The following is a 22,311-nucleotide window of genomic DNA, read 5'->3' as shown; positions in this document are numbered from 1 at the left end:
CATATCCTTACAGCAAAAACTTTCTCTCTTTTTAAATTCAAAGGGAATGCCAAGAGCATCGGCAACAGCAAAACCATATATGGCATCTCTCAATTTACTCATAAATTTATTTTTTTACCCATATATTAAATTATATAAATTAAAATCAAAAAATAAAGAGTGCAAAACGCACCTTAATTCTTAATATTTAATCTAGGATAATTAATCTATGATCCTATATTTGCAAAGAAGCCTGTTGTATCCATTTCTATTTCCCTTTATTTATCGTAGATATCATTATTCTTTACACATAAATCGTTGTTATATTCTTAAATGTAAAATATATATAATTTAAAAAATCTTTTTTATTGTTTATACATATAGTTTATATTTTAATATATAATTAAATAAAATTATTTTGTGAAAAAATTATGAAAGGTGATAATATGAGAACAGGAAAATTTTCAGAAATTACAGGTTTATCAAAAGATACAATTTACTACTACATAGAAAAAGGTTTAATATATCCAGATAAAAAAAATAAAAGATTTTCTTTTAATAGAAAAAATGTTGAAGATATTGAAATTATTAAACTTTATCAAGATATGAACTTTTCGTTAGATGAAATAGTTTCAATATTATCGCTATGGAATTGGTCTAATAATACTGAAGAAAGAATTCAAAATGAGCATTTAAATAGACTTTTAAATAAGAAAAAAGAAATTGATGACAATATTTCCATCCTTGTAAAGAAGAAACACTTAATTACCAATGAAATAAGTAGAATAAGTTATAAAAGTGGTACAAAAAATTCAAATGAAATCTTTGGATTTCCTATAGATAAACTAAACATTTTATCTTGTCCCATTTGTAATAACCTTTTTATAGTTGAAAATGCAACAATTAATTCAAAATATATATTTAATGCTAATTTAAAGTGTTCTTGTGGTTATGAAATGAAGATAGTTGATGGAATTGTTAGAACTGGCAATATATATGAAAATCAATACGACACACCCGATGTAAATAGAGACCTATATTTAAATATGCCCGCAATATATTATAAATCTTTAAATAAAATTGGAAATTACATTTCAAAATATCTTAACGAAATAGATTTAGAGAATAAAATTATTATGGAAACCAATATAAACGGATTTTCATTTCTTTACAATAATTTAAAATATTTTAAAAATAACTTTACTATAATATTAATTGATAAGTTTGAAGAGGTTTTAATTAACTACAAAAGTCAACTATCTAAGATATTAAATCAACCAAATATAATATTAATAGCTGATGATTCATTAAAATATCCAATTAAAAACAACTCAGTAGATATAGTCATATCTCTATTTAGCTGTAATGAACATCAACTATATAAAAAAGAAAACTATTTTCAACACATTAATAAATATATTGCTAAAGGAGGTTCAATTATTGGTGCTTATCAATCATATAAAAATAATTGCGAATCATTAAAAAATTTAAAAATAAAGTATCCTGAATCTTCAGATAATTTATACAATAAAGATGATTTTATATTAAATTTAAAAAATACATTTAGTAGTTATTATTTTAAAGATATAGAAAAAGTTGATGCTTATGCAAAAAAACATTCCTTTGAGTGTCACAAAAAAGGCGAACTTATGACTCACTCAATATTTAAAGCAGTCAAAAAATAATATTGAGCTAACTCCTCAAAATGCTACCAAGCAACAACAATTATATGCTTTTGAGAAAGTGTTTTCAAATCTGTTTGAAATAATTTATTTTATTGTTGACAAAGACCTTAACTCCTATACTATACTTTAGGTAAAGTTATTTATAAAAGGAGGAATGTTTTTGAAAACGATTTATAATTTGATGATTGGCTTTGCTAATTGGATTTGGGGATGGCCTATGCTAATCTTTTTATCAGTTTCTGGAATTTATATAGGCATTCAAATTAGAGGTATTCAATTTACCAGATTTAAATACATAATGAAAAATACTATAGGATCTATGAAAAAATCTGGAGCCAGTGGCGGCGTCTCTGGTTTTCAAGCTGTTTCTGCAGCTTTAGCTGCAACTTTAGGAACTGGAAATATTGTTGGCATTGGAATTGCCATCGCTTATGGAGGACCTGGTGCTATTTTCTGGATGTGGATTGTTGGATTGATTGCCATGGGAATAAAGTTTTCTGAGGTAGTAGCCTCCCTTAAGTTTAGAGAAATTCGTGAAGATGGAGAATATAGTGCTGGACCTTATAATTATATCGCTAAAGGCGTGAAGAATAGAACCTTAGCTAAATTCTTATCTATTGGATATGTAATAAGCTTAATAGTTGTATTACTTATAGCAGCTGGCGTACATACTGGAGCAATTACTGACTCCATGGAGCATATTCACGTGTCTAGATTTATTTCAACTGCTATAGCTATAATTTTTGTGGTTTTTATTGTTTATGGTGGTGTCAGTAGAATAGTTAATTTTACAGAAAAACTTGTTCCTATAATGGCAACAATTTATATTATAGCCTGTACTCTTATGATTATAATTCATATAGATAACTTCATCCCATCTATAATTTCAATATTTAAATACGCTTTTACAGGGCATTCTGCTATCGGTGGATTTGCAGGATCTGCTGCTTCTATGACAATTCGTTGGGGAGTCGCTAGAGGCATGTATTCAAATGACTCAGGCAATGGTATTCAATCCATAGTTCATGGACAAGCTGATGTTAAATATCCTGTTGAACAAGGTATTTGGGGCGTATTTGAAGTTTTTTTCAGCACGATAGTTGTCTGTACATTTTCTGCGCTTGCAATCTTAAGCTCAGGCGCTTGGAAAAATTACACTATAGAAGAATCTGGCGTTCTAGCACAACATGCATTCTCTGATTCTTTAGGAACTTTTGGTACAATCTTGATTACTGTGGCAATTGTTTTGTTTGCTTTTTCAACAGTGCTAAGCTTTGCTTTCTTTATAGAAAACCAAACTACAAGTTTATTCGGAAAAAAAGCCGGAAAAATTGTTCAGTTAGTATTTTTCTTGTTTATGGGTATAGGTGGAGTTTTTGGTGTTACAAAACTTATGCAAATTGCTGATTTTGGTAATGCATTCATAATTTTAATTAATATGACTGCTATATTAATTTTAGGTAAAACAATAGGAAAAGAAACCAAAGAATTTTTTGATAAAATTGATAGAGGTGAAATATGAAACCAATTATAGGAATAACTGCAAATTATATTGATGACGATAAGTTTTTTATGAATTTGGGCCTTGGTGCAATAGGACAAGCTTATTCTGCTTTAGCTATAGACTATTCCAAAGCAATAAATCATGCTGGTGGAATACCTATAATAATTACTCCAACTTATGATACTGAATACTTAGATTCAATTATAAACTTGTGTGATGGAATTTTAGTATCTGGCGGAAATGATGTTAATCCTCTTTTATACAACAAGGATAATAACTCAAAAGTAGGCAGAGTATTGAAAATTAGGGACGAGTCAGATTTTTATTTGACAAAATCTTGTATAGAAAAAGATTTGCCTCTTCTTGGAATTTGTAGAGGCTTGCAAGTTTTAAATGTAGTTCAAGGCGGAACATTATATAGACATATTAATACAGATAAATTTTTAGACCACTCTGCTGCTAATAGTTATAAATCTCTAGTATCTCATTACATTAATATTGAAAAATACTCTCTTCTTTATGAGGCTTTTCAAAAAACAAAAATAGGAGTCAACTCTTTTCACCATCAAGGTATTGAAAAACTGGGAAATAATTTAAAATCAATAGCCGAAAGTAGAGATGGACTCTGTGAATCCATTCAAATGGATAATAAAAAATTTATTGTTGCAACTCAATTTCATCCCGAAATGATGTTTGAAGATGATAATCTTTACTTAGAGATTTTTAAGCTCTTTGTTAATTCTTGTAAAAAAAATTAATTACTTTCTAGTTAAAGAACCTAAACAATAAAATAAAATGGAATCTTTTCATAGTAAATAATTTAAAAAGTCTATGGTCTGTAAATAATTTTGTGTATCAACCTTAATTCTGAAAAAGAGTAAAGGTTGGTACATTTTTATGTATCATAGATGCCCATTTTTATAGAAATGGAGTATAACTTAATTTTACACAACTTTAATAAACTGTTAAATTCTCATTAAAATTTGCATCTCATTTTTACAGTATTTCTAATCTTTATTTAAAACCTCCCTTCAAAAAAATATTGATAGTTGTGATAATATTTGATCCCATCCTCTTACTCTACTTGTCCATTTACTTGATGCATCTACCATCGCTAAATACAAGCTTTTTTTTGTAATGCGTAGTTGTTTGGAAATATTGTTTTTTTTAGTTACTTTTCTAATTTGTCTATTAAAATTTTCTATGCTATTTGTCGTGTATATTAGTTTTCTTATTCCTTCTCTATCTCTTGAAATATTTAAATCTATATTTCCACAGGATGATTTAACGGTTTTTTACTTGAAACATTTCTTGTGTTTAAGGATAGTGGCTTTTCACCGTATTCATAGTCTAGATGTTCATCTAACTCTGCTTTTAACATTTGCTCCTCCATTGTATCACCTAGAAGATCTTTCAACGCTTCTTGTAGGTCTTGTACTGTTTCTAGTTGATACTATTCAATTAACATCTTGGACATTTTGTTTAACTTTGTTTCTAGTCTCTTTCTTGGGATAAATAAACCTCCTGATTAGTTTTTCTTTACACTAATCAGAAGGTTTCTATACACAAAATTTTACACAGTCTCGCCTAGGCTTTTTTATAGCGCCCTTGACTTAGTGATCATTTTATTATTCTCGTCTTTTTTACTTTGAGACTTTTACAATAACCTCTGCATTTACTTTATTTCTTATATTAAGTTAAATTTTCATGCATTATTTTCAGAGCTAGCTCTTTATCAATAGTACTTAAAAGTCCCATTGCTGAAAGCATATAGTTTTTGTCTATCAATAACTTAAATTTCTTTGGAATTAACTTTTTACTTTTTGATTTGGTTATACTTTTTAAAATATCTTTTGGATTTATGAAATTGACAATTGAGACACCTGTTCCAATAATATATTTTATCTCTGTTAAGTCTTTTCCTTCTTGACAGTTTATATACTTTCCATTTAAATATTTCCCTTTCACAAAACCCGCATGTCTTTCTATAGCAATTTTGGCACATTCACTTGCTATTATTTGATCAAAATATTTCTCTTCTTCTTAAGTAGGTAGATAAAATGGATTTTCTCTAATCTCATCTATGCGCTTATGTGCGGTTCCTGATTTTAAATACAAATTATCAGAAATTTCTATCACTCCATCTAAAGAATATCTCATGCCTAAATCTCCTTCTACAGTCCTTTTTTAAAAGTTTCTCCTAATCCATCATATAAATAATTATTGTTTACAATAGGCTCAGACATAGAATGTATATCAGTAGTAGCTCCTCCTATATCTGCTACAATCAATTTTCCTAGACCTTTTAAATTTCTGATTCCAACTGAAATTAAATTTGATGCCATTAAAACAGCAGTAGGAGTTGGCATTAAAATTTTTCCTGTTTTTTCATCAACTTCATCCATACCTGGTGCGTGAATTATATTTTTCATCTCTGTTAAAGCTTTTTTGTAACCCTCTATTGCATATGTATTTATAGTTGTGTAAGATTTTGTCCTGCATATTATTTTAGCTTCATCTTTATCAACTAATGTCAATTTTGTAAATGTGCTTCCAAAATCTACTAACATATAACATTGCATATTATCACCTCAATTAAATTTAATATTTTCTTTTAAATAATTTATTTCAGCAGAGTCTCTAAATTTATCAAGGTATTTCATGGCCTGATAATAATATACTTCATAAGATTCTTCAAGTACATGAGAATAATCTGTTGTTAAAATGCTTTTATCTTTTTCTAAAATATATGCAATAATTGTTTCTATAAAATATAAACAACCTATATCCCTTGGGTTTTTTATTGTATTTACTTCATTTAATGCAGTTTTAAGAAAGGCAGCTGAGTTTTTATATTCCTCATCTAAAAAGTTAATTAATGCCAAATAAGCTTCCAACACAGGTTTTTTCCAATAGGAATCGAATCTTTCTACTATATCCTTTGCTTTATAAAAACATTCTCTCATTTCACGCAACTCTCCTTGTAAAAATAAGGTTTTACCTAAATTTATATAAAATAAAGCTAAGCATGTAGGTTGATTTTCTACACATAATTCTATCGATTTATAATAGTAATCTTTTGCCTCTTCATATTTTTCCTGTGCAGCCCTTATTTCTCCTATATAATTATAATTTGCAGCAACGCTTATTGAATTTAAACCATCTAAAATACCCTCATACTCAAAAATATCAATTGATTTATTAAACAATTTTTCTGCAGATAAAAAATTACCATCTGTCATATAATAAACACCATATAATCTATAAAAAACTCCTAAATCAGCATTGTTGTTATTATCTTTAGATACTTTAATTCCCTTTATCACATGTTCAAGCATTAAATTCTGATCTCCCACTTGTATAGAATAAATTGCCATTTGTTTATGACCATTAATTTCCATTTTTGCATTCCCCATATTTTGTGCAAGATCTATTACTCTTTTCATTATATTTATTCCCTTCGAATAATTTCCTCCTCTTATAAAATATCTCCCTTTGCAATATAAAAAAGATAACTCATAATCTAAAATTTCTTTTAATGAGCTTTTGTATTTTTCAGATGCCTTAATCAAATTTATTTTTCTTTCAATGTCTTCCATTTGTTTTGTAAGCTTATCATTGTTTATAAAAACTTTAACTTGTCTATTTAAATCATTATCATTTATACTAGGAAATAGTTCATGGGTAAAGTTTAAATAATAGTTTAGAATATAAATCTCATATTTTAGTTTCTTTGACTTATTATCTGCTTTGTCATAATGGTATTTTAAAAGCATAAAATCTCTCACATTACTAAGTTCAATTGATAAACTTTTTTCATAAGTATTTCCAATTTCATTATGTATAAGTCTTCTGCTATATTCATTTATTTGATTATATACAAAATCTTTATAGGCTGAATAAACAAAGTATATTTTAGGTTCTCCATTCTCTATTTGCTCTTCCAGCAGATTTAGCTTTATTAATTTGTTAATGCTTTCAATAACGTCAAAAGCATTATAATTTAATACCTTTATAATTAATTCTATGTCTATTGCTCCATAAGTCATGGATGCTATTTCTAAAATGTTTTTCTCTCTTTCGTTTAATGTTGAAATTTTATCCGCCAAAATATATGATATTTTCGAAAATTTTAGGTTTTTACTTGCTGAGCTATTGTAAAGATTTATATATTCATTTAAGAAAAAAGAATTGCCCTTTGATTTTTTAAAAATTTCATCTATTTCTTTTTCTGTAATTTTTTTTTTAATTAATTTCTTACATATATTGGATACTTCATCTCTTGTAAATCTATTTAATTCTATTATATTTAATTTATTAACTTCATTTAATGACAATATAATATTCTTTTGATTGTCATCTAAAAATTCATTAGACACGGTTAATAAAAAAAATATCTTATTATTATTTTTTAACAATAATTTCGTTAATGTTTTCATACTAAAAGTATCTATCCATTGTAAATCGTCAATAGCAATTACTATAGGCTTTTTTTCGGATATCTTTTCAAGGGCATTGCTTATTGCACTTAAAATCAAATTATCAGTAAATACTTCTTCGCTTTCTAAAATCTTTGACTGTGGGTGAACATTTTTCTCATATGAAAAAAGTAAATTATTCATTAAGTCTTCCCAAAGTGGTGTATGATTTATATTTCCTATATTAAATTCTTTCTCTATTAATGATATTAATTTTATAAGAACTGAATAGGAAAATGATTGCTCTACCTTTAAACATGCCACTTCAAATATGAGTAGGTTTTTATTTCTTTTTAACACCTCTCTTTTTAACATGGATTTTCCTACACCTGTCTCTCCACTTATTAAAATAGATCTAAACTCTTTTTTGTCAATATAATTATCTAATTCATTTTGTATTCTTTCTAGATCATAATCTCTTTCAAAAAAAATATTTTTAACTTTTTGATCTTTATTGTCTTTGTTTATTTCTTTTAAAGCATCTTTATAAAGATCTACTATTTTTTTTGCTGGACTTACACCTAGTTCTTCATCTAAAGTCCGTTGGAAAGAGTTATATTCATTTATTAGTTTATCTATTCTCCCAATTAATTTATAATAAGATAATAAATCAAAAAATGCATCTTCATTATAAGGATCCATTTTTAGCAAGGATTTAATGTCTTTTTCTAAACTTGTAAAATCCTGACTTGCAAAACTTTTATCTATTTTTAAAATATAGTTTTCAATATGTTTTCTTTTATAGAATTCTCTTAGTTCAAAAACCCAATCTTCAAATTCATAAGTATCTTTTATGTAAAATCCTGATAAGAATTCATCATAAATATCCAAGTTTTCCATCGGATTATCTTTATATATGTCTACATCTATTTTTATTTCTATATTTTCGTTTAGAGATATTATAGTGCGATTATTTGAAATTATTACTTCTTCTTTAAATAGTTTTCTAATTTTATGCAAAACATTTCTAAGGCTTGTCTTTGCTCTTTTATCATTTGAATTTCCCCAAAACAATCCACATAGTTCATCTCTTGTGGCTGATTTTTTTATAAATAAATAGTAAAGTACTCCACTCATTTTGTTTACTGGTAAAATAATTTCTTTTTCATCTTCATATATTCTTGGTAAACCAAATAATTTACAATCTAACACATCATCATTCCTTCATTTAGGTTATTAAACCAATTTAATTACTTTTTTGAATAAATCTTTTCCCTGTAAAGTAATGGCTAGTTTTTGATCAATTGCAACAGGATTTACTATTCCATCTATAAAATAGCATTTTCCCTTTGTCGCTCTTCCTACCTCAATTGATTTTTGTAATCCCTTTGGATAATCTTTAACCTCATACTCCATTAAATAAATTAATGCAAGCATGAGATCATCATAAACTAGACCTTTCTTAGTTTCTAATTCATAATAATCCACAAAAAAATCATGTATTTTTATAAGCATTTTTAGATAAGAAACTGAAGTCCAATTTGGTAAAAATTTAGAATAATCTATTCCTTTTTCTAACAACGTTTCTTCATCTATATATATAGGCAATACAAAATTCTCTTTTTTATCGTCTTTTTTTACATAGTTAAATGCAATCAAATCTACCTTTAATTTCTTGATTAGCTTATCTATATTAGCTGGAATATATTGCATAATATCACATATATTTATCTGAGATTCACTTTCTCCTTCTTTGAATTTATCCACATAATCAATACTAATTTTTTCTTTTAAATATTCTTCAGATTTTAGCAGGCATAAAATTATATTTCCTATTATATCTTCTATGCTAATATTTTTATTTAATTTTATAGTTTCTTTACCTTTAGTCCTTAAACTTTTTGAAAAAAGTATTTGCTTAGTTTTTTCTTTAATTGCTAAATCTTTAATAAAGTTACTTAGATTATTAATAAATATAAAATTATATAAGCAGATATAATTGTCAATATCAATAAATTTTTTATTTTTTATATAATCAGCTTCTATCTTTTCTAAATTTTCCTTAAATTCTTTAATATTTAATATTGAGATTTTTTTATTTTGATGTGTTAAATTAATTTTACTTTTATCTTCATAAATAATCATGTTATTCATCCCAACCCACTCTCCATTATGTTTGTGTTTATTTATTTAAAATAATATAACCTAATCGTTAATAATTCGTTAATAAAATTATTTTTTACACATTGATGTATTAATATTTACGATACCTTTTAAATTTAAAGTTATTATTATAAACTTAATTTTCAAGATATTTCCTTATTGTGAAAGTATTTAATTTAATGTGATATATGCATTAAACAAATAAGAGACTGTTGCAAAAATCCTAAAATAAAAAAGGTGATGAGCAGAATAGAATTATCTATTTTGCAACATCACCTTTTAATTACAATACAGCTTGTAAAAATTTTTTCGTATTTTCATTTTTTGTTTCATAAAAAATATAGTTTGGATCACCTATATCTTCTACGATACCATTTTTCATAAATACAATATTATCAGAAATTTCTCTAGCAAATCCCATTTCATGAGTTACTATTATCATAGTAAGACCTTTTTTCGCAAGAAATTTTATTACATTTAAAACTTCTTTTACCATTTCTGGATCGAGGGCTGATGTGGGTTCATCAAATAAAAGTACTTCTGGTTTATTTGCAAGAGCTCTTGCTATGGCAACTCTTTGCTTTTGACCTCCAGATAGAGAGTTTGGATAGGAGTACACTTTATCTTCTAAACCCATGCTCTTTAAAAGAGCAATTGCATTTTCCTTTGCAGACTTTTCATCTTCACCTTTAACTTTTATTGGTGCAAGAGTAATGTTTTCAATTACTGATTTATTGGGAAATAAATTAAAGTTTTGAAAAACCATTCCAATTTTTAATCTTATTTTTTCTAAATTTGGATTTTCGCCAGTTATTTCATATCCATCGAGAAAGATTTTTCCGTCATCACATTTTTCTAAAAGATTAATTGTGCGAAGGAGCGTTGATTTTCCTGATCCACTTGCTCCAATTATTGTTGTTACAGTTGAATCTTCAATGTCTAAGTTTATTCCCTTTAAAACTTCTTTATCTTCAAAGGATTTATATAAATTTTCAATTTTTATCATATTTCCCCTCCACAAATTTTAATAATCTAGTAAGAGTAAAAGTAATTGTAAAATAAAACATTGACCCAATTATAAGCGGTTCTAAAGATTTATAAGATGATCCTCTAACTAAGTTTACATTGTACATAATATCTGTAACGCCTATGGTAGATATAATTGAGGTTTCTTTTATTACTGCGATAAATTCGTTGGCAAGAGCTGGAAGTATATTTTTTGTAGCTTGTGGAAGTATGACCTCTTCCATTGCTAAAGATTTTTTCATCCCAAGAGATATTGACGCTTCCATTTGTCCTTTGTCAATTGCGTTTATGCCAGATCTAATAATTTCAGATACATATGCCGCAGAGTTTAAACTCACCGCAATGACTCCTGTTACATAGGCAAAGGATGAAATTGAAATTCCAAAATTTTTAAAATTTATAATACTTGCCAGTCCAAAGAATACAAAAAATACTTGAGTAAGCATAGGAGTTCCCCTCACTATTTCAATGTATATATTTGCAAAGATGTTTAGACTTTTTATTTCTGAAGATTTCATCAAATATAGAAATAATCCAAATATAGAACCTAAAATTACAGAGATAAAAGAAAGTGAAATAGTAGTTAAAAGTCCCTTTATATAATATGAACTGTACTTTTCAAAAATTTCTACTGTCGTGTTAAAAAAATTTATAATTAATTTGCCAAATACAAAGATAAGAATTACAAAAGCAAAAATTACCAAGTAATTAATTATTTTATTTTTTGAAAATTTTTTATTTTCTAGTTTATATATATTTTCCATGAAACACCTACTTCGTTGAAAGTTCTAATGCATCTTCATAATATTTTTCAAGTTTACCTTCCTTTTCTAATCTATCTAATGTTTTGTTAACTATTTCTAAAAGTTCATCGTCATCTTTTTTAAGACCAACAGCTGTTCCACTAGTTTCAGCCTCAAAATAAAAACTATTTTCCATCTTTAAATTTTTATTGGAAAGTTCATAATTATCTCCAACACTCTTTTCAACTATTATTCCATCTATCAATCCTTGATTTAGTTGTGCAATTAAATCTGGCGTCTTTGGTAGTGAAACAATATTTTTAATCTTTAAGTTTTTTGCAATTTCCTCTTGAATTGTTGCTGTTTGAACTCCAATAGTTAAATCTATAACACTTTTTTCATCTTTATATTTTCCCAAATCCTTAGAATTTACTAATAAATAATTTTTTGGATCGTAATATACCTTTGAAAATAAAATTGATTTTTCTCTTTCAGGAGTTTTTGAAATCCCAGAAAGGGCGAGATCGATTACGCCTGAGTCCAGACTTGCAAGCACAGATGAAAATTCCATATCTGAAATTTCAAGTTTTACTCCAAGATCCTTTGCAATTTCTTCTGCAATAGACACGTCAAAACCAACAATCTTATCTTTTCCATCAATGTTTTTGTGAAATTCAAAAGGTGGATAGTTTGCATTACATCCCATTACAATTTTCCCAGATTTTTTAATGTCCTTTACTCTCATATCAGAATTGCCATTAGACTTATTTAAAAACAATGCCACTAATAATATAAGGGCAGCTAAAACTATTACTGATAAACTTATTATTTTTTTCATTTTCTTCCTCCATTTTAAAATAAAAAAATCGCCTCCATGAAAGAGGCGAAGTCCGCGGTACCACTCTAATTATCTTTTAGATATCTCAAAACTTTAAGGCAGTTAACCTCTGTAAATACTAATTTCTTTACAGAATCTCTGCGGTTCTATTATATTCTTTCCCTTTACAAGCTTTCACCTGACCTTGCTCTCTAAAAAAGTTATAGGAATACTTTTTGTCCACTTCATTGATTTCTCAATACTTTACTATGCTAAATTTAATTTGTCAAGCTTTTTTTAAATTAATTCAAATAAAAAATTTTTTCATTGCTTTATTTTTTTGCATTTAATAGATAAAACATTTTGCAACAAAAAATATTAAAAAATATTTAAAAAATTCTTGACAAATAGAATTTATCTTGTTAGTATATCAAACAATAAAAGTTTTGAAGAGCGAGTAAAATTATCCAAGACTTTAAGAGAGTTTTCGTTTGGTGAGAGAAAATAGGGAGGGTAATTTGAATAGGAGCTTGGAACTTGCATCTCGATATTTAGATTTGCACGGTTATGCGTTATAGTTTTTGAGGTATAGAAATATACAAATTTGGGTGGTACCACGATTTTCGTCCCTTTCTAGGGGCGATTTTTTTATACTTTTTTTGAGTCTCAATTGTAAGATATTGCAAAGTTTTAAAATTTGGAGGAAAAAAATGAAAAATAATAATTATAAAAAAGTTGCCCTAGCATATTCAGGTGGTCTTGATACATCTATAATAATTCCATGGCTAAAGGAAAATTATAAATGCGAAGTTATAGCAGTTGTTGGAAATGTTGGACAAAAAAGTGAGATAGAAGGTCTTGAAGAAAAGGCCATAAAAACAGGAGCTTCAAAAATTTATATAGTAGATCTTGTAGATGAATATGTTAAGGACTTTGTATTTACAACTTTAAAAATGGGTGCAAAGTACGAAAAAAACTATCTTCTTGGAACTGCAACAGCAAGACCTCTAATAGCAAAAGCACTTGTTGAAATTGCAAAAAAGGAAAATTGTGATGCTATTTGTCATGGATGTACTGGTAAGGGAAATGATCAAATTCGTTTTGAAATGGGAATAAAACATTTTGCACCAGAAATGCCAATAATTGCACCTTGGAGAATTTGGGATATAAAATCTCGTGATGAAGAAATTGATTATGCCGAAGAACACAATATTCCACTTAAAATTTCAAGGGAAACGAATTATTCTAAAGATTTAAATATAATGCATCTATCTCACGAGGGTCTTGACCTTGAAAATCCAGAAAATTATCCAGATTATGACAAAATTTTAGAGCTTTCTGTATCGCCAATGAGGGCAAGGGATGAAGTTTTTGATTTAGAAATTGAATTTCATAGTGGAGAAGCCACTGCAGTAAATGGAGAAAAAATGACTCCTGCAAATCTTTTAAAATATTTAAATAAAATTGGCGGCGAAAATGGCATTGGTATTGATGATATAGTTGAAAATCGTCTTGTAGGAATGAAAAGTCGTGGAGTTTATGAAAATCCAGGCGGAGCAATATTATATAAGGCACTTGAAGTTTTGGAATCCATAACCTTAGATAAAGATTCTGCACATCTTAAAAATTATTTATCTATTAAATTCGCCGATCTTGTATACGATGGAAAATGGTATTCAAATTCTTTAAAGGGACTACTAGCCTTTAGTGACGAAGTGTCAAAAAATGTAACTGGCAAGGTTAAACTAAAACTTTATAAGGGAAATATAATTCCCGCAGGAGTAAGCTCTAAATATTCACTCTATAATGAAGATTTAGCTTCCTTTGGAGATGGTGCAGAAAACTTATATTCTCACGAAGATGCCAGTGGATTTATTAATTTATATTCACTATCTACGGTAGTTGATGCAAAGATAAATAAAGGAGTTTAATATGTATTTATGGGGCAGTCACTTAGATGGACTTGAAGATTTTACACATGAATTCAATAAATCCATTGATTTTGATAAAATTTTATTTGAAGAAGATATAATAGGTTCTCTTGCTCATGTAAAAATGCTCAGTGAGGTTGGAATAATAACGGAAAATGAAGAAAAAATTATTTCTTGTGAACTTCAAAATATTTTAGATGAAATAAAAGAAAGAAAACTTGAAATTAATTTAAAGGAAGAAGATATTCATTCCTTTGTGGAAAATGAACTAACAAAAAGAGTGGGCGTTGTAGGAAAAAAACTTCACACAGCTAGGTCAAGAAATGATCAATGCGCCCTAGATTTAAGATTATATTCTAAAAAATCATTAGAAAAAATTAAAATAAAGTTATTAGAACTAATTGAAACAATTATTGATTTAGCTGAAAAAAATATATACACAATAATGCCAGGTTTTACTCATATGCAGCACGCTCAAGTGACAACTTTTGCTCACTATATTTTAAGCTACGCACAAATGCTCTGCAGAGATCTTAATAGATTAAAAGATACTTTTAATAGATTAGATGAAAATCCCCTTGGAAGTTGTGCTCTTGTTACAACAAGTTTTAACATCGATAGATTTATGACTTCAAAATTATTGGGATTTAAAAAACCTACAGAAAACTCCATGGATTCTGTTTCTGATAGAGATTATATACTTGAAATTTTATTTAACAATTCAGTAATTATGACTCATCTTTCAAGACTTTGTGAAGAGCTAATTTATTTTTCCAGCAGTGAATATAATTTTGTTAAGTTTTCTGATAAGTTTTCTACTGGATCAAGTATAATGCCTCAAAAGAAAAACCCTGACATGGCTGAATTAATAAGGGGCAAGAGTGGTAGATGTTATGGAGATTTGTTTACACTTTTTACAATTTTAAAAGGTACACCTCTTTCTTATAATAAGGATTTTCAAGAAGACAAGGAACCACTTTTCGATTCAGTGAAAACAGTTTTTAATTCTTTAAAAATTATGAAGGGGATTTTAGATACAATTTATATCAATAAGGAAAAGATGAGAAGTTCTGCTGAAAAGGGCTTTTTAAATGCAACAGATTTAGCCGACTATTTAGTATTAAAGGGCATTGCTTTCCGTGAAGCTTATAGTGTAGTCGGTCAAATTGTTAATTATTCAATAGAAAAAAACTTAAAACTTGAAGATATAAGTTTAAAAAAATATAAGGAATTTCACAAAATTTTTGAAAATGATCTCTATGATTTTATAAATATAGAAAAATCTTTAGAGAATCGCAATGTCTATGGTGGTCCTGCAAAAGATGCCGTAAATATTCAAATAAACAATTTAAAAAATTTTATAAATGATATAAAATAAGGTCAAAAAATAAGTAAACTGACCCTTTCAAGTTAGAATTAAAATCTATCTTGATAAGGTCAGTTTTTTAATGACAAAATTTAAAGTGGAATTTAAAATATATTATCAGATTATGTTTTAATCTTTATGTCAATCTAAATTAAACATATATTTTTTATCCATTTCATTATATTTATCAATATTTACTGTATCTAAATACTCTTCAAATGAAATCATTTTTTCGTAAAATGCTTCATCAGTTCCATTCTTTTTAATTTCATTTAATATTGCAATTTGAGCTGATACACTTGACATCAATTGTGCAAATGGGAATGTAATAATTTTATATCCCATTTCACCACAATCCTTTGCTGTTACTCCCTTTGTTGTCTCTTTTCCATATGTGAATCCTAAATGGATAGGTGCTTTCAAATGCTTAGGGTAATCTTCTAATTCCTTTCTTGAATGAGGCATTGGTTTAACCATATCTGCTCCCGCTTCTGCATATATGTTTAATCTTTCAACAGCCTCTTCAAAGGGTGCATCAGTTCTTGCAACTATCACAAAGTTGGGATCTTTTCTTGCGTCAACAGCTGCTTTTATTTTACTTACCATCTCCTCTACTGGAATCAATCTAGTTCCTTTTATATAAGGACAATTTGGAGGTAAAACTTGATCTTCTATAAAAAGTCCTGCTACTCCAGCATTTTCAAATTCTGTTATGGTTCTACTTGTATTAATTGCATTGCCATATCCGCCTTCAGCATCTGCCATCATTGGAATATCAATAGCACTGGACATATTTCTACACATTCTTAGCATTTCTGTAAATGTTAAAAGCCCATTATCAGGTACGCCTAGCATTGTGCCATGCATTCCAAAACCAGTTGTTGCAACTAAGTCAAATCCGCTATACTCAATTAATCTTGCAGATAAAGCATCAAATGCGCATGGAGCTACTACAGCGTCTTTCCCGTTAATTAAATCTCTCAATCTTTTAGTTTTTGTCATTCTTAACACCTTTTTCTTTCATATTACACTAAAATCTAACTTTTTTTCTTAGGAAGTTCTAATTTTAAATCATCTGATTTTCCAGCCTTTAATACATAGCTTCCAACATCATGATTTACCTTTTGTCTTATTTTTTGTCCAATTTCAATTACTGTATCAATGTTTATTCCTGTGTTAATCTTCATTTGGTTAAACATATTCAAAACATCTTCTGTGGATACATTACCTGCGGCACCGGGAACAAAAGGACATCCTCCTAATCCTGCAAAAGAAGTGTCAAATTTTTTAACTCCTTCTTCTAAACCTGCTAGTATATTTGCAATTCCCAATCCTCTAGTATTATGAAAATGCAATATCCAACTAACATCCTTATATTTGTTTTTCACATGTCTAACGATTTCTTTTACTTGTAGAGGATTTGCTAACCCTGAAGCGTCTGAAAGTGATAGTTCATTAATATCATTTTTTAAATATGCCTCAATAATAGTTTCTATATCTTTCATAGGAATTTCATCTTCCCAAGGAGAACCAAAGGGCATAGATATTGATCCTGAAACCTCAATATTATTTTCTCTAGCAAGTTTTACACAATCCTTAAAACCATTAACACTTTCTTCTGGAGTCATATTCAAATTAGCAATATTATGAGCATAGCTTGCAGAAACATTTAATTTAACTTTTTTGCATCCACAATCAATTGCTCTTTCAACACCCTTTAAATTAGCTATTAAAGCTCTATACTCTACATCTTGTTTTAATTTTGCTTTTTTAAATACCTCATCTGTGTCTGCCATTTGAGGTACAGCTTTTGGACTCATAAAAGAACCTACTTCTATTATCTTAAAGCCCGCATCTGTTAATTTGTTTAAAATTTCAACTTTTTCATCCGTTGTAAGAAAAGATTTTTCATTTTGTAAACCATCTCTTAATCCAACCTCACAAAGTATTACATCTCTTTCTTTTTCCATTATTCCCTCCCTTTTACAAATTTATTACAATATGCTTTTGCTTTATCTAAGCAATTTTGAGCATGTCCTTTTAAGCCATATTCTTTTATATGGGCACTATTTGGTAATTCAATGGAGTAAGGAACTATTGGCATGCTATTTAGTATAGAAGCAATGTCTATTCCACCATCGCCAACATAATCCCTAGCTTCTCTCATTATTCTAATCATTTCTTCTTTTTCTTTAGGAATCTCTCCACTTGCATCACATAAGTGTGCAAAATGGAACCATTCTTTAGGAATTTTAGCTATATCTTCTGGCTTGTCTCCTGCTCTATGAATGTGATGCATGTCTAACATTATACCAGCATTATCTCTGTTAACATCATTTAACAATTCTACTGTTTGTTTCAAGTTGTTAACTCCTGCTATTGGCACATATTCTACATCAACTGTTAGTCCATTGCTTTTTGCTAAATCACAAAGTTTCGCAAATTCTTCTGTGTAAAAATCTTTGTTATCAGTCCATATAGATGACAAAATATGCTTTCCGCCAAGTTCTCTACAGGTTTTCATAGCAGGTTCATAATCTTTTATATTTACACCATCAAATATTCTTGCTAATTCTATATCTAAAACTTTGAGCCCCGTGTTTTTTAAAATTCCCTTTAGTTCCTGCATTAATTTTTTATCTTTTCTTAAATCATAAATTTTTTCGCCTTTAACACCCATATAAATTTGTCTTAAACTAACATAATCATAACCACATTCTGCTGCAATTTTTGCAATTTCAACAGGTGAAGTTTCTAAAACAGTGAGTTGTGCTAGCGAATATTCAAAAGTCATACTATATCCTCCTTATAAAAATATGCCTAAATACATAGAGGCACTATATCTAGTGCCAACTATATTAATTGTCATCTCTTTTTATTAATCAAATTTTGATTATTCTAATCCCAATTCTTTTTTTACATAATCGATTGGCATATCTTTACCTGTCCAAATTTTAAATGCTAATGCTCCTTGCCAAAGCATCATATTGATACCATTGCACGTCTCACAACCTGCCTCTTTTGCAAGCTTCATGAACTTGGTTTCTTTTGGTTCATAAACGATGTCGTATACATAGGTATTAGGATTTGTGATTATGTCACATGAAGATATTGAACAAGCATCAGTATTTCCCTTCATACCTAATGGAGTTGCATTTACAAATAAATCAGCATTTTTTAGTTCTTCTTTTAATTCATCTTCATTATTTGAAAGTAATTTAACATTGCACTTTGGAATTCTTGATTTTATAGTATTTATAACTTCATCAGCTACTTCTTTATTTATTTCTTTTATTACAAGTTCTCCCACTCCAGAATATGCACTTTGTATAGCAATTGCTCTTCCTGCTCCTCCAACGCCTATTAGAACCATTTTCTTGCCTTTGTATTGAATTCCTTTTTTTTCAAGAGATTCTATAAAGCCTAATCCATCCGTGTTATAACCCTTTATCTTTTTAGTTTTATCATCAATTGATATTGTATTTACTGACCCTATTATTTCAGCAGCCTCATCAATTTCATCTAGATATTTTAGTACTTCTTGCTTGTTTGGATAAGTTACATTTGCTCCAACTGCATCAAATGTTTTTAAAGCTTTTAAAGCCATTTCTAAATCTTTATTTTCAGTTTCTAGGCATAAATAAACCAAATCTTCTTTCAAAAATTCAAAGGCTGAATTATGCATATGTGGAGATCTACTATGCTTAATTGGCTTTCCTAAAAGCCCAACAAGTCTAGTAGTTCCTTGTATTCTATTGGTCATATTCTATTCTCCTTATTTAATTTATATTTAATTCTTTTTCCGCCTTATCAATTTCACTTCTTAAAGTATTGACAAGATCTTTTCCTATTTGTTCTTCTAGTGATTTCCATACTGGTTCACTTGCAGCTCTCATATCATTAAATAATTTTTCATTAAAAGGTATTATTTTCGTTCCGCTGTCTTCAATAATTTTAACTCTACTTTCATTTCTTTCATCTGTCATTTTTCTAGCATATACTTTTGCTTCATCTGCCGCTTCATAAATGATTTTTTGAAGTTCTTCAGGTAATTCATTTATTATAGAAGGTGAACCAATTAAACATAATGTATGAAGAATGTGGTTAGTTAGTATAATGTCATCTTGTTGTTCATATACTTTACTTGCAACAATTGTCTCTATCGGGTTTTCCTGTGCATCAATAGAGCCTTGTTGTAATCCTATATAAACTTCAGACCAAGCCATTGGAGTTGGGTTTGCCCCTACTAATTTCCAAAATGCAATATGATTTGGGTTTTCCATAGTTCTTATTTTTATACCTTTCAAATCACTCATTTTTTCAACTTTTTTATTTGATGACATTACCCTGAAATCTTGATCTGCATAACCTAATAGAATGAGTTTTTTATTAGCATAATATTCCTTTAGTTTTTCTGTTAACTCGCCGTCAAGCACCTTCCTTGCAACATCTAGATTTTTAAATGCCATTGGAGCATCAAATATTGCTGCTTCAGGAACAAAGGAAACCTGTGGAGCTGTAGTTTGAACAACAAATGCTATATTTCCATTTTGAACAGCTTCTGTTATTTCACCATCTCCGCCTAGTTGTGAATTTGGAAATCTATTAATTTTCATTCTTCTCTTAGATTTTTCTTCTAGTAAATCAGCAAATTTATTCATAAAAATACCCGTTACAGTATCTTCTTGCGAATCTATTGCTATGGATAATTCATATACATCTTTTTCTTTTGCTTCTCCCCTTCTCTCTTCAGTACTTAAACAGCCTGTAAGTGTTAAAGGAATAAACATTAGTAAAAATGCAATACATATAATCTTATTTTTCATTTTTATTTTCAACCTCCTAATAAAATTAAACTTATTTTTGGAATGAATGTTATTAAGAGTAAAGCAATTAAAAATGCTATTATAAATGGAATTGCTTTTTTAACTATGCTTTCAACTTTTACACCCGTCAATGAACTAGCAACAAATAGGTTGATTCCTAGAGGTGGCGTTACAAATCCTATTGCCAAGTTTACAACTAACATTACACCAAAATGTATTGGATTTATTCCATAACTTACTGCTATTGGTAAAAGTATTGGTGTTAATACTAATATTGCTGGAGTTGTATCCATAATCATTCCTACAAACAATAATACTAAGTTTATAACTAATAAAACTGCGATCTTAGAAGAAACTGCATTCGTAATAAATCCTGCTATTATTTCAGGTGCTTTCATGAATGTAAGAACTCTAGCAAATCCAGTAGCTGCTGCAATAATAAACAATATTGTTGAATAAGTACCTACAGATTCTTTTAATATTTCTATAAAATCTTTCAATTTTATTGTCTTATAAATTAAAACTGAAACAATTAAAGAGTAAAAAACCGAAATAACTGCGGCTTCTGTTGGAGAAGCTACACCAGTATAAATACTACCTAAAATTATTATTGGAGATAGTAGTGCCCAAAAACTATTTAAAAATAGTTTTTTAAAGCCATCTTTCTTTACTTCTTTTTCATAAGCTTGTAATTTTTCTTTGTCTTCTCCATTCTTTTTACAGTAATACCAAGAATAAATCATTAGACATAATCCAATTAACAATCCTGGAACTACACCTGCAACAAATATATCTGCAACAGATACTCCCGCACTTTGTCCATAGAATATAAATGGTATTGAAGGAGGTATGATAACCCCAAGACCTCCTGCTACAGCAACAAGAGCTGTAGAAAAAACGATGTCATATCCTAGATTAGTCAAGACAGGAATAGCCATTGCTCCTACTGCAGCAGTTGTCGCTGGCCCTGAACCTGATATTGCTCCATAGAATAAACAAGTTACAATTGTTGCTATTGGAAGTCCTGCCGTTTTATTTGCTATAAAATACGAGAAAAAATTAAATAGTTTCTCGCTAATTTTTCCTTTTGCCATTAGATTTCCAGATAAAATAAACATTGGAACTGCCAATACTGGAAAACTATTAACTCCACCTATCATCGCTCTAATAATATATTGAGGGTCAGCAGAAAACCAAGGATCTATTAAGTTTGGTAAAATCCCTAACGTTGCCAAAATCATTCCTATAGGAATCCCTGCAACTATTAAAGCTAAAAATAAAATAAATATACTTGCTATAGTCATTTAAGCCTCCTGTTCATCTTCCTTAACTTTATCTTTTTCTTTTATTAAATCAATAAAATTTTGAGTGATTCTTATCATTGAAAGAACTGAACCTACAAAAACAGAAGATTGAACTGTCCACATAGGAATTCCCATAGCTGCAGAAGTTTGTCCGCTTATGTAAGTACTTCGTATTACATCAAAAGAAAATATAGCGATTATTAAAAACAATATAAAAATAATTATTTTATCTATATAATTTAATGCCTTTTGAATACCTACGGGCATCATTCTTCTAAATTGATCTACTTTTATTGATGCTTTTCTTCTTATGCAGTATGGAACACCTAAAAAAGCTGACCATACAAACAAATATCTAACTAACTCTTCAGACCAAGCTAAAGAATTCCCGAAAACATATCTTGCTACAATTTGAATTCCCAATATAATAGTCATAATAACTAATAAAACGCATAATATGCTTTCTTCAAATTTTTTATCAAGTTTATTTAACATTTTTCACCTCTTTTGTTTTGGGAGAAAGAAATTCTTTCTCCCTTTCTTTTATTG

At 28.5% G+C, this 22,311-nt stretch carries 19 protein-coding genes, 1 pseudogene and 2 other annotated features; of the genes and pseudogenes, 5 read left to right on the top strand and 15 right to left on the bottom strand.

All coding sequences use genetic code 11. The features are described from left to right. Positions 1-425: 425 nt before the first annotated feature. The 3 genes from HKO22_RS01410 to HKO22_RS01400 all read left to right on the top strand — a co-directional run bounded on the left by HKO22_RS01410 (position 426) and on the right by HKO22_RS01400 (position 3,926). Positions 426-1,664 (top strand): MerR family transcriptional regulator, encoded by a 1,239-nt coding sequence (locus tag HKO22_RS01410; RefSeq protein ID WP_169968027.1) that lies wholly within the window; start codon positions 426-428, stop codon positions 1,662-1,664. 217 nt (positions 1,665-1,881) lie between these two features. Continuing rightward, on the top strand, positions 1,882-3,186 hold the full coding sequence (locus HKO22_RS01405) for an alanine/glycine:cation symporter family protein (RefSeq protein ID WP_169968025.1): 1,305 nt from the start codon (positions 1,882-1,884) through the stop codon (positions 3,184-3,186). After that, a complete protein-coding gene (locus tag HKO22_RS01400; protein ID WP_169968023.1) occupies positions 3,183-3,926 on the top strand; it encodes a gamma-glutamyl-gamma-aminobutyrate hydrolase family protein in 744 nt (247 codons plus the stop codon). The genes HKO22_RS01405 and HKO22_RS01400 overlap by 4 nt, the downstream gene beginning before the upstream one ends. Before the next feature lie 506 nt (positions 3,927-4,432). Here the strand turns inward: HKO22_RS01400 and HKO22_RS10950 are convergent. From HKO22_RS10950 to HKO22_RS01360, 8 genes and pseudogenes are all read right to left on the bottom strand, one after another. Further along, positions 4,433-4,561 carry a hypothetical protein gene (locus HKO22_RS10950; RefSeq protein WP_268935700.1) on the bottom strand — a complete coding sequence of 43 codons (129 nt, stop codon included), beginning with the start codon at positions 4,559-4,561 and terminating at the stop codon, positions 4,433-4,435. 299 nt (positions 4,562-4,860) lie between these two features. Then, a pseudogene (locus HKO22_RS11105) lies at positions 4,861-5,328 on the bottom strand (glutamate mutase L). A gap of 14 nt (positions 5,329-5,342) precedes the next feature. After that, on the bottom strand, positions 5,343-5,750 hold the full coding sequence (locus HKO22_RS01385) for a glutamate mutase L (protein ID WP_169968020.1): 408 nt from the start codon (positions 5,748-5,750) through the stop codon (positions 5,343-5,345). Between the two features lie 9 nt (positions 5,751-5,759). Further along, positions 5,760-8,798 (bottom strand): AAA family ATPase, encoded by a 3,039-nt coding sequence (locus HKO22_RS01380; RefSeq protein WP_169968018.1) that lies wholly within the window; start codon positions 8,796-8,798, stop codon positions 5,760-5,762. 24 nt (positions 8,799-8,822) lie between these two features. Continuing rightward, entirely contained in the window at positions 8,823-9,740 is a 918-nt protein-coding gene (locus tag HKO22_RS01375) for a hypothetical protein (protein ID WP_169968016.1), read from the bottom strand. A gap of 292 nt (positions 9,741-10,032) precedes the next feature. Further along, entirely contained in the window at positions 10,033-10,755 is a 723-nt protein-coding gene (locus HKO22_RS01370; protein ID WP_169968014.1) for an amino acid ABC transporter ATP-binding protein, read from the bottom strand. Next, positions 10,742-11,539: an amino acid ABC transporter permease gene (locus HKO22_RS01365; protein ID WP_169968012.1), complete on the bottom strand. Its 798-nt coding sequence runs from the start codon at positions 11,537-11,539 to the stop codon at positions 10,742-10,744. Before HKO22_RS01365 ends, HKO22_RS01370 begins: the two co-directional genes overlap by 14 nt. Before the next feature lie 7 nt (positions 11,540-11,546). After that, positions 11,547-12,356, bottom strand: a complete 810-nt coding sequence (locus tag HKO22_RS01360; protein ID WP_169968010.1) for a transporter substrate-binding domain-containing protein — start codon at positions 12,354-12,356, stop codon at positions 11,547-11,549. A 38-nt stretch (positions 12,357-12,394) separates the two neighbouring features. Further along, positions 12,395-12,593 (bottom strand) — a binding site (T-box leader). Between the two features lie 179 nt (positions 12,594-12,772). Beyond that, positions 12,773-12,969 (top strand) — a binding site (T-box leader). Between the two features lie 76 nt (positions 12,970-13,045). Between HKO22_RS01360 and HKO22_RS01355 the strand changes: the two genes are divergently transcribed. Next, positions 13,046-14,266, top strand: coding sequence for an argininosuccinate synthase (locus HKO22_RS01355; RefSeq protein ID WP_169968008.1), 1,221 nt, complete (start codon positions 13,046-13,048; stop codon positions 14,264-14,266). 1 nt (position 14,267) lies between these two features. After that, the gene (gene argH, locus HKO22_RS01350; protein WP_169968006.1) at positions 14,268-15,644 is read left to right on the top strand and encodes an argininosuccinate lyase; all 1,377 of its coding nucleotides are present in this window, start codon (positions 14,268-14,270) and stop codon (positions 15,642-15,644) included. A gap of 129 nt (positions 15,645-15,773) precedes the next feature. Here argH and HKO22_RS01345 read toward each other — a convergent pair whose 3' ends face one another. From HKO22_RS01345 to HKO22_RS01315, 7 genes are all read right to left on the bottom strand, one after another. Next, positions 15,774-16,634 carry an isocitrate lyase/PEP mutase family protein gene (locus tag HKO22_RS01345; protein ID WP_169968004.1) on the bottom strand — a complete coding sequence of 287 codons (861 nt, stop codon included), beginning with the start codon at positions 16,632-16,634 and terminating at the stop codon, positions 15,774-15,776. A gap of 35 nt (positions 16,635-16,669) precedes the next feature. Further along, the gene (locus HKO22_RS01340; protein ID WP_169968002.1) at positions 16,670-17,602 is read right to left on the bottom strand and encodes a hydroxymethylglutaryl-CoA lyase; all 933 of its coding nucleotides are present in this window, start codon (positions 17,600-17,602) and stop codon (positions 16,670-16,672) included. Further along, positions 17,602-18,426, bottom strand: coding sequence for a sugar phosphate isomerase/epimerase family protein (locus HKO22_RS01335; protein ID WP_169968000.1), 825 nt, complete (start codon positions 18,424-18,426; stop codon positions 17,602-17,604). Before HKO22_RS01335 ends, HKO22_RS01340 begins: the two co-directional genes overlap by 1 nt. A gap of 99 nt (positions 18,427-18,525) precedes the next feature. Beyond that, positions 18,526-19,395, bottom strand: a complete 870-nt coding sequence (gene aroE / locus HKO22_RS01330; protein ID WP_075659757.1) for a shikimate dehydrogenase — start codon at positions 19,393-19,395, stop codon at positions 18,526-18,528. Positions 19,396-19,411: 16 nt separating this feature from the next. Then, positions 19,412-20,458, bottom strand: a complete 1,047-nt coding sequence (locus HKO22_RS01325; RefSeq protein ID WP_169967998.1) for a TRAP transporter substrate-binding protein — start codon at positions 20,456-20,458, stop codon at positions 19,412-19,414. 8 nt (positions 20,459-20,466) lie between these two features. Further along, positions 20,467-21,762 carry a TRAP transporter large permease gene (locus HKO22_RS01320; protein ID WP_075659755.1) on the bottom strand — a complete coding sequence of 432 codons (1,296 nt, stop codon included), beginning with the start codon at positions 21,760-21,762 and terminating at the stop codon, positions 20,467-20,469. After that, a complete protein-coding gene (locus HKO22_RS01315; RefSeq protein ID WP_169967997.1) occupies positions 21,763-22,257 on the bottom strand; it encodes a TRAP transporter small permease in 495 nt (164 codons plus the stop codon). Positions 22,258-22,311 lie beyond the last annotated feature (54 nt).

Source organism: Peptoniphilus faecalis (assembly GCF_012976305.1).
Taxonomy (GTDB): Bacteria; Bacillota; Clostridia; order Tissierellales; family Peptoniphilaceae; genus Peptoniphilus_A; species Peptoniphilus_A faecalis.
The sequence above is the reverse complement of the archived record's forward strand: the minus strand, read 5'-3'. Positions and strand labels throughout refer to the sequence as shown.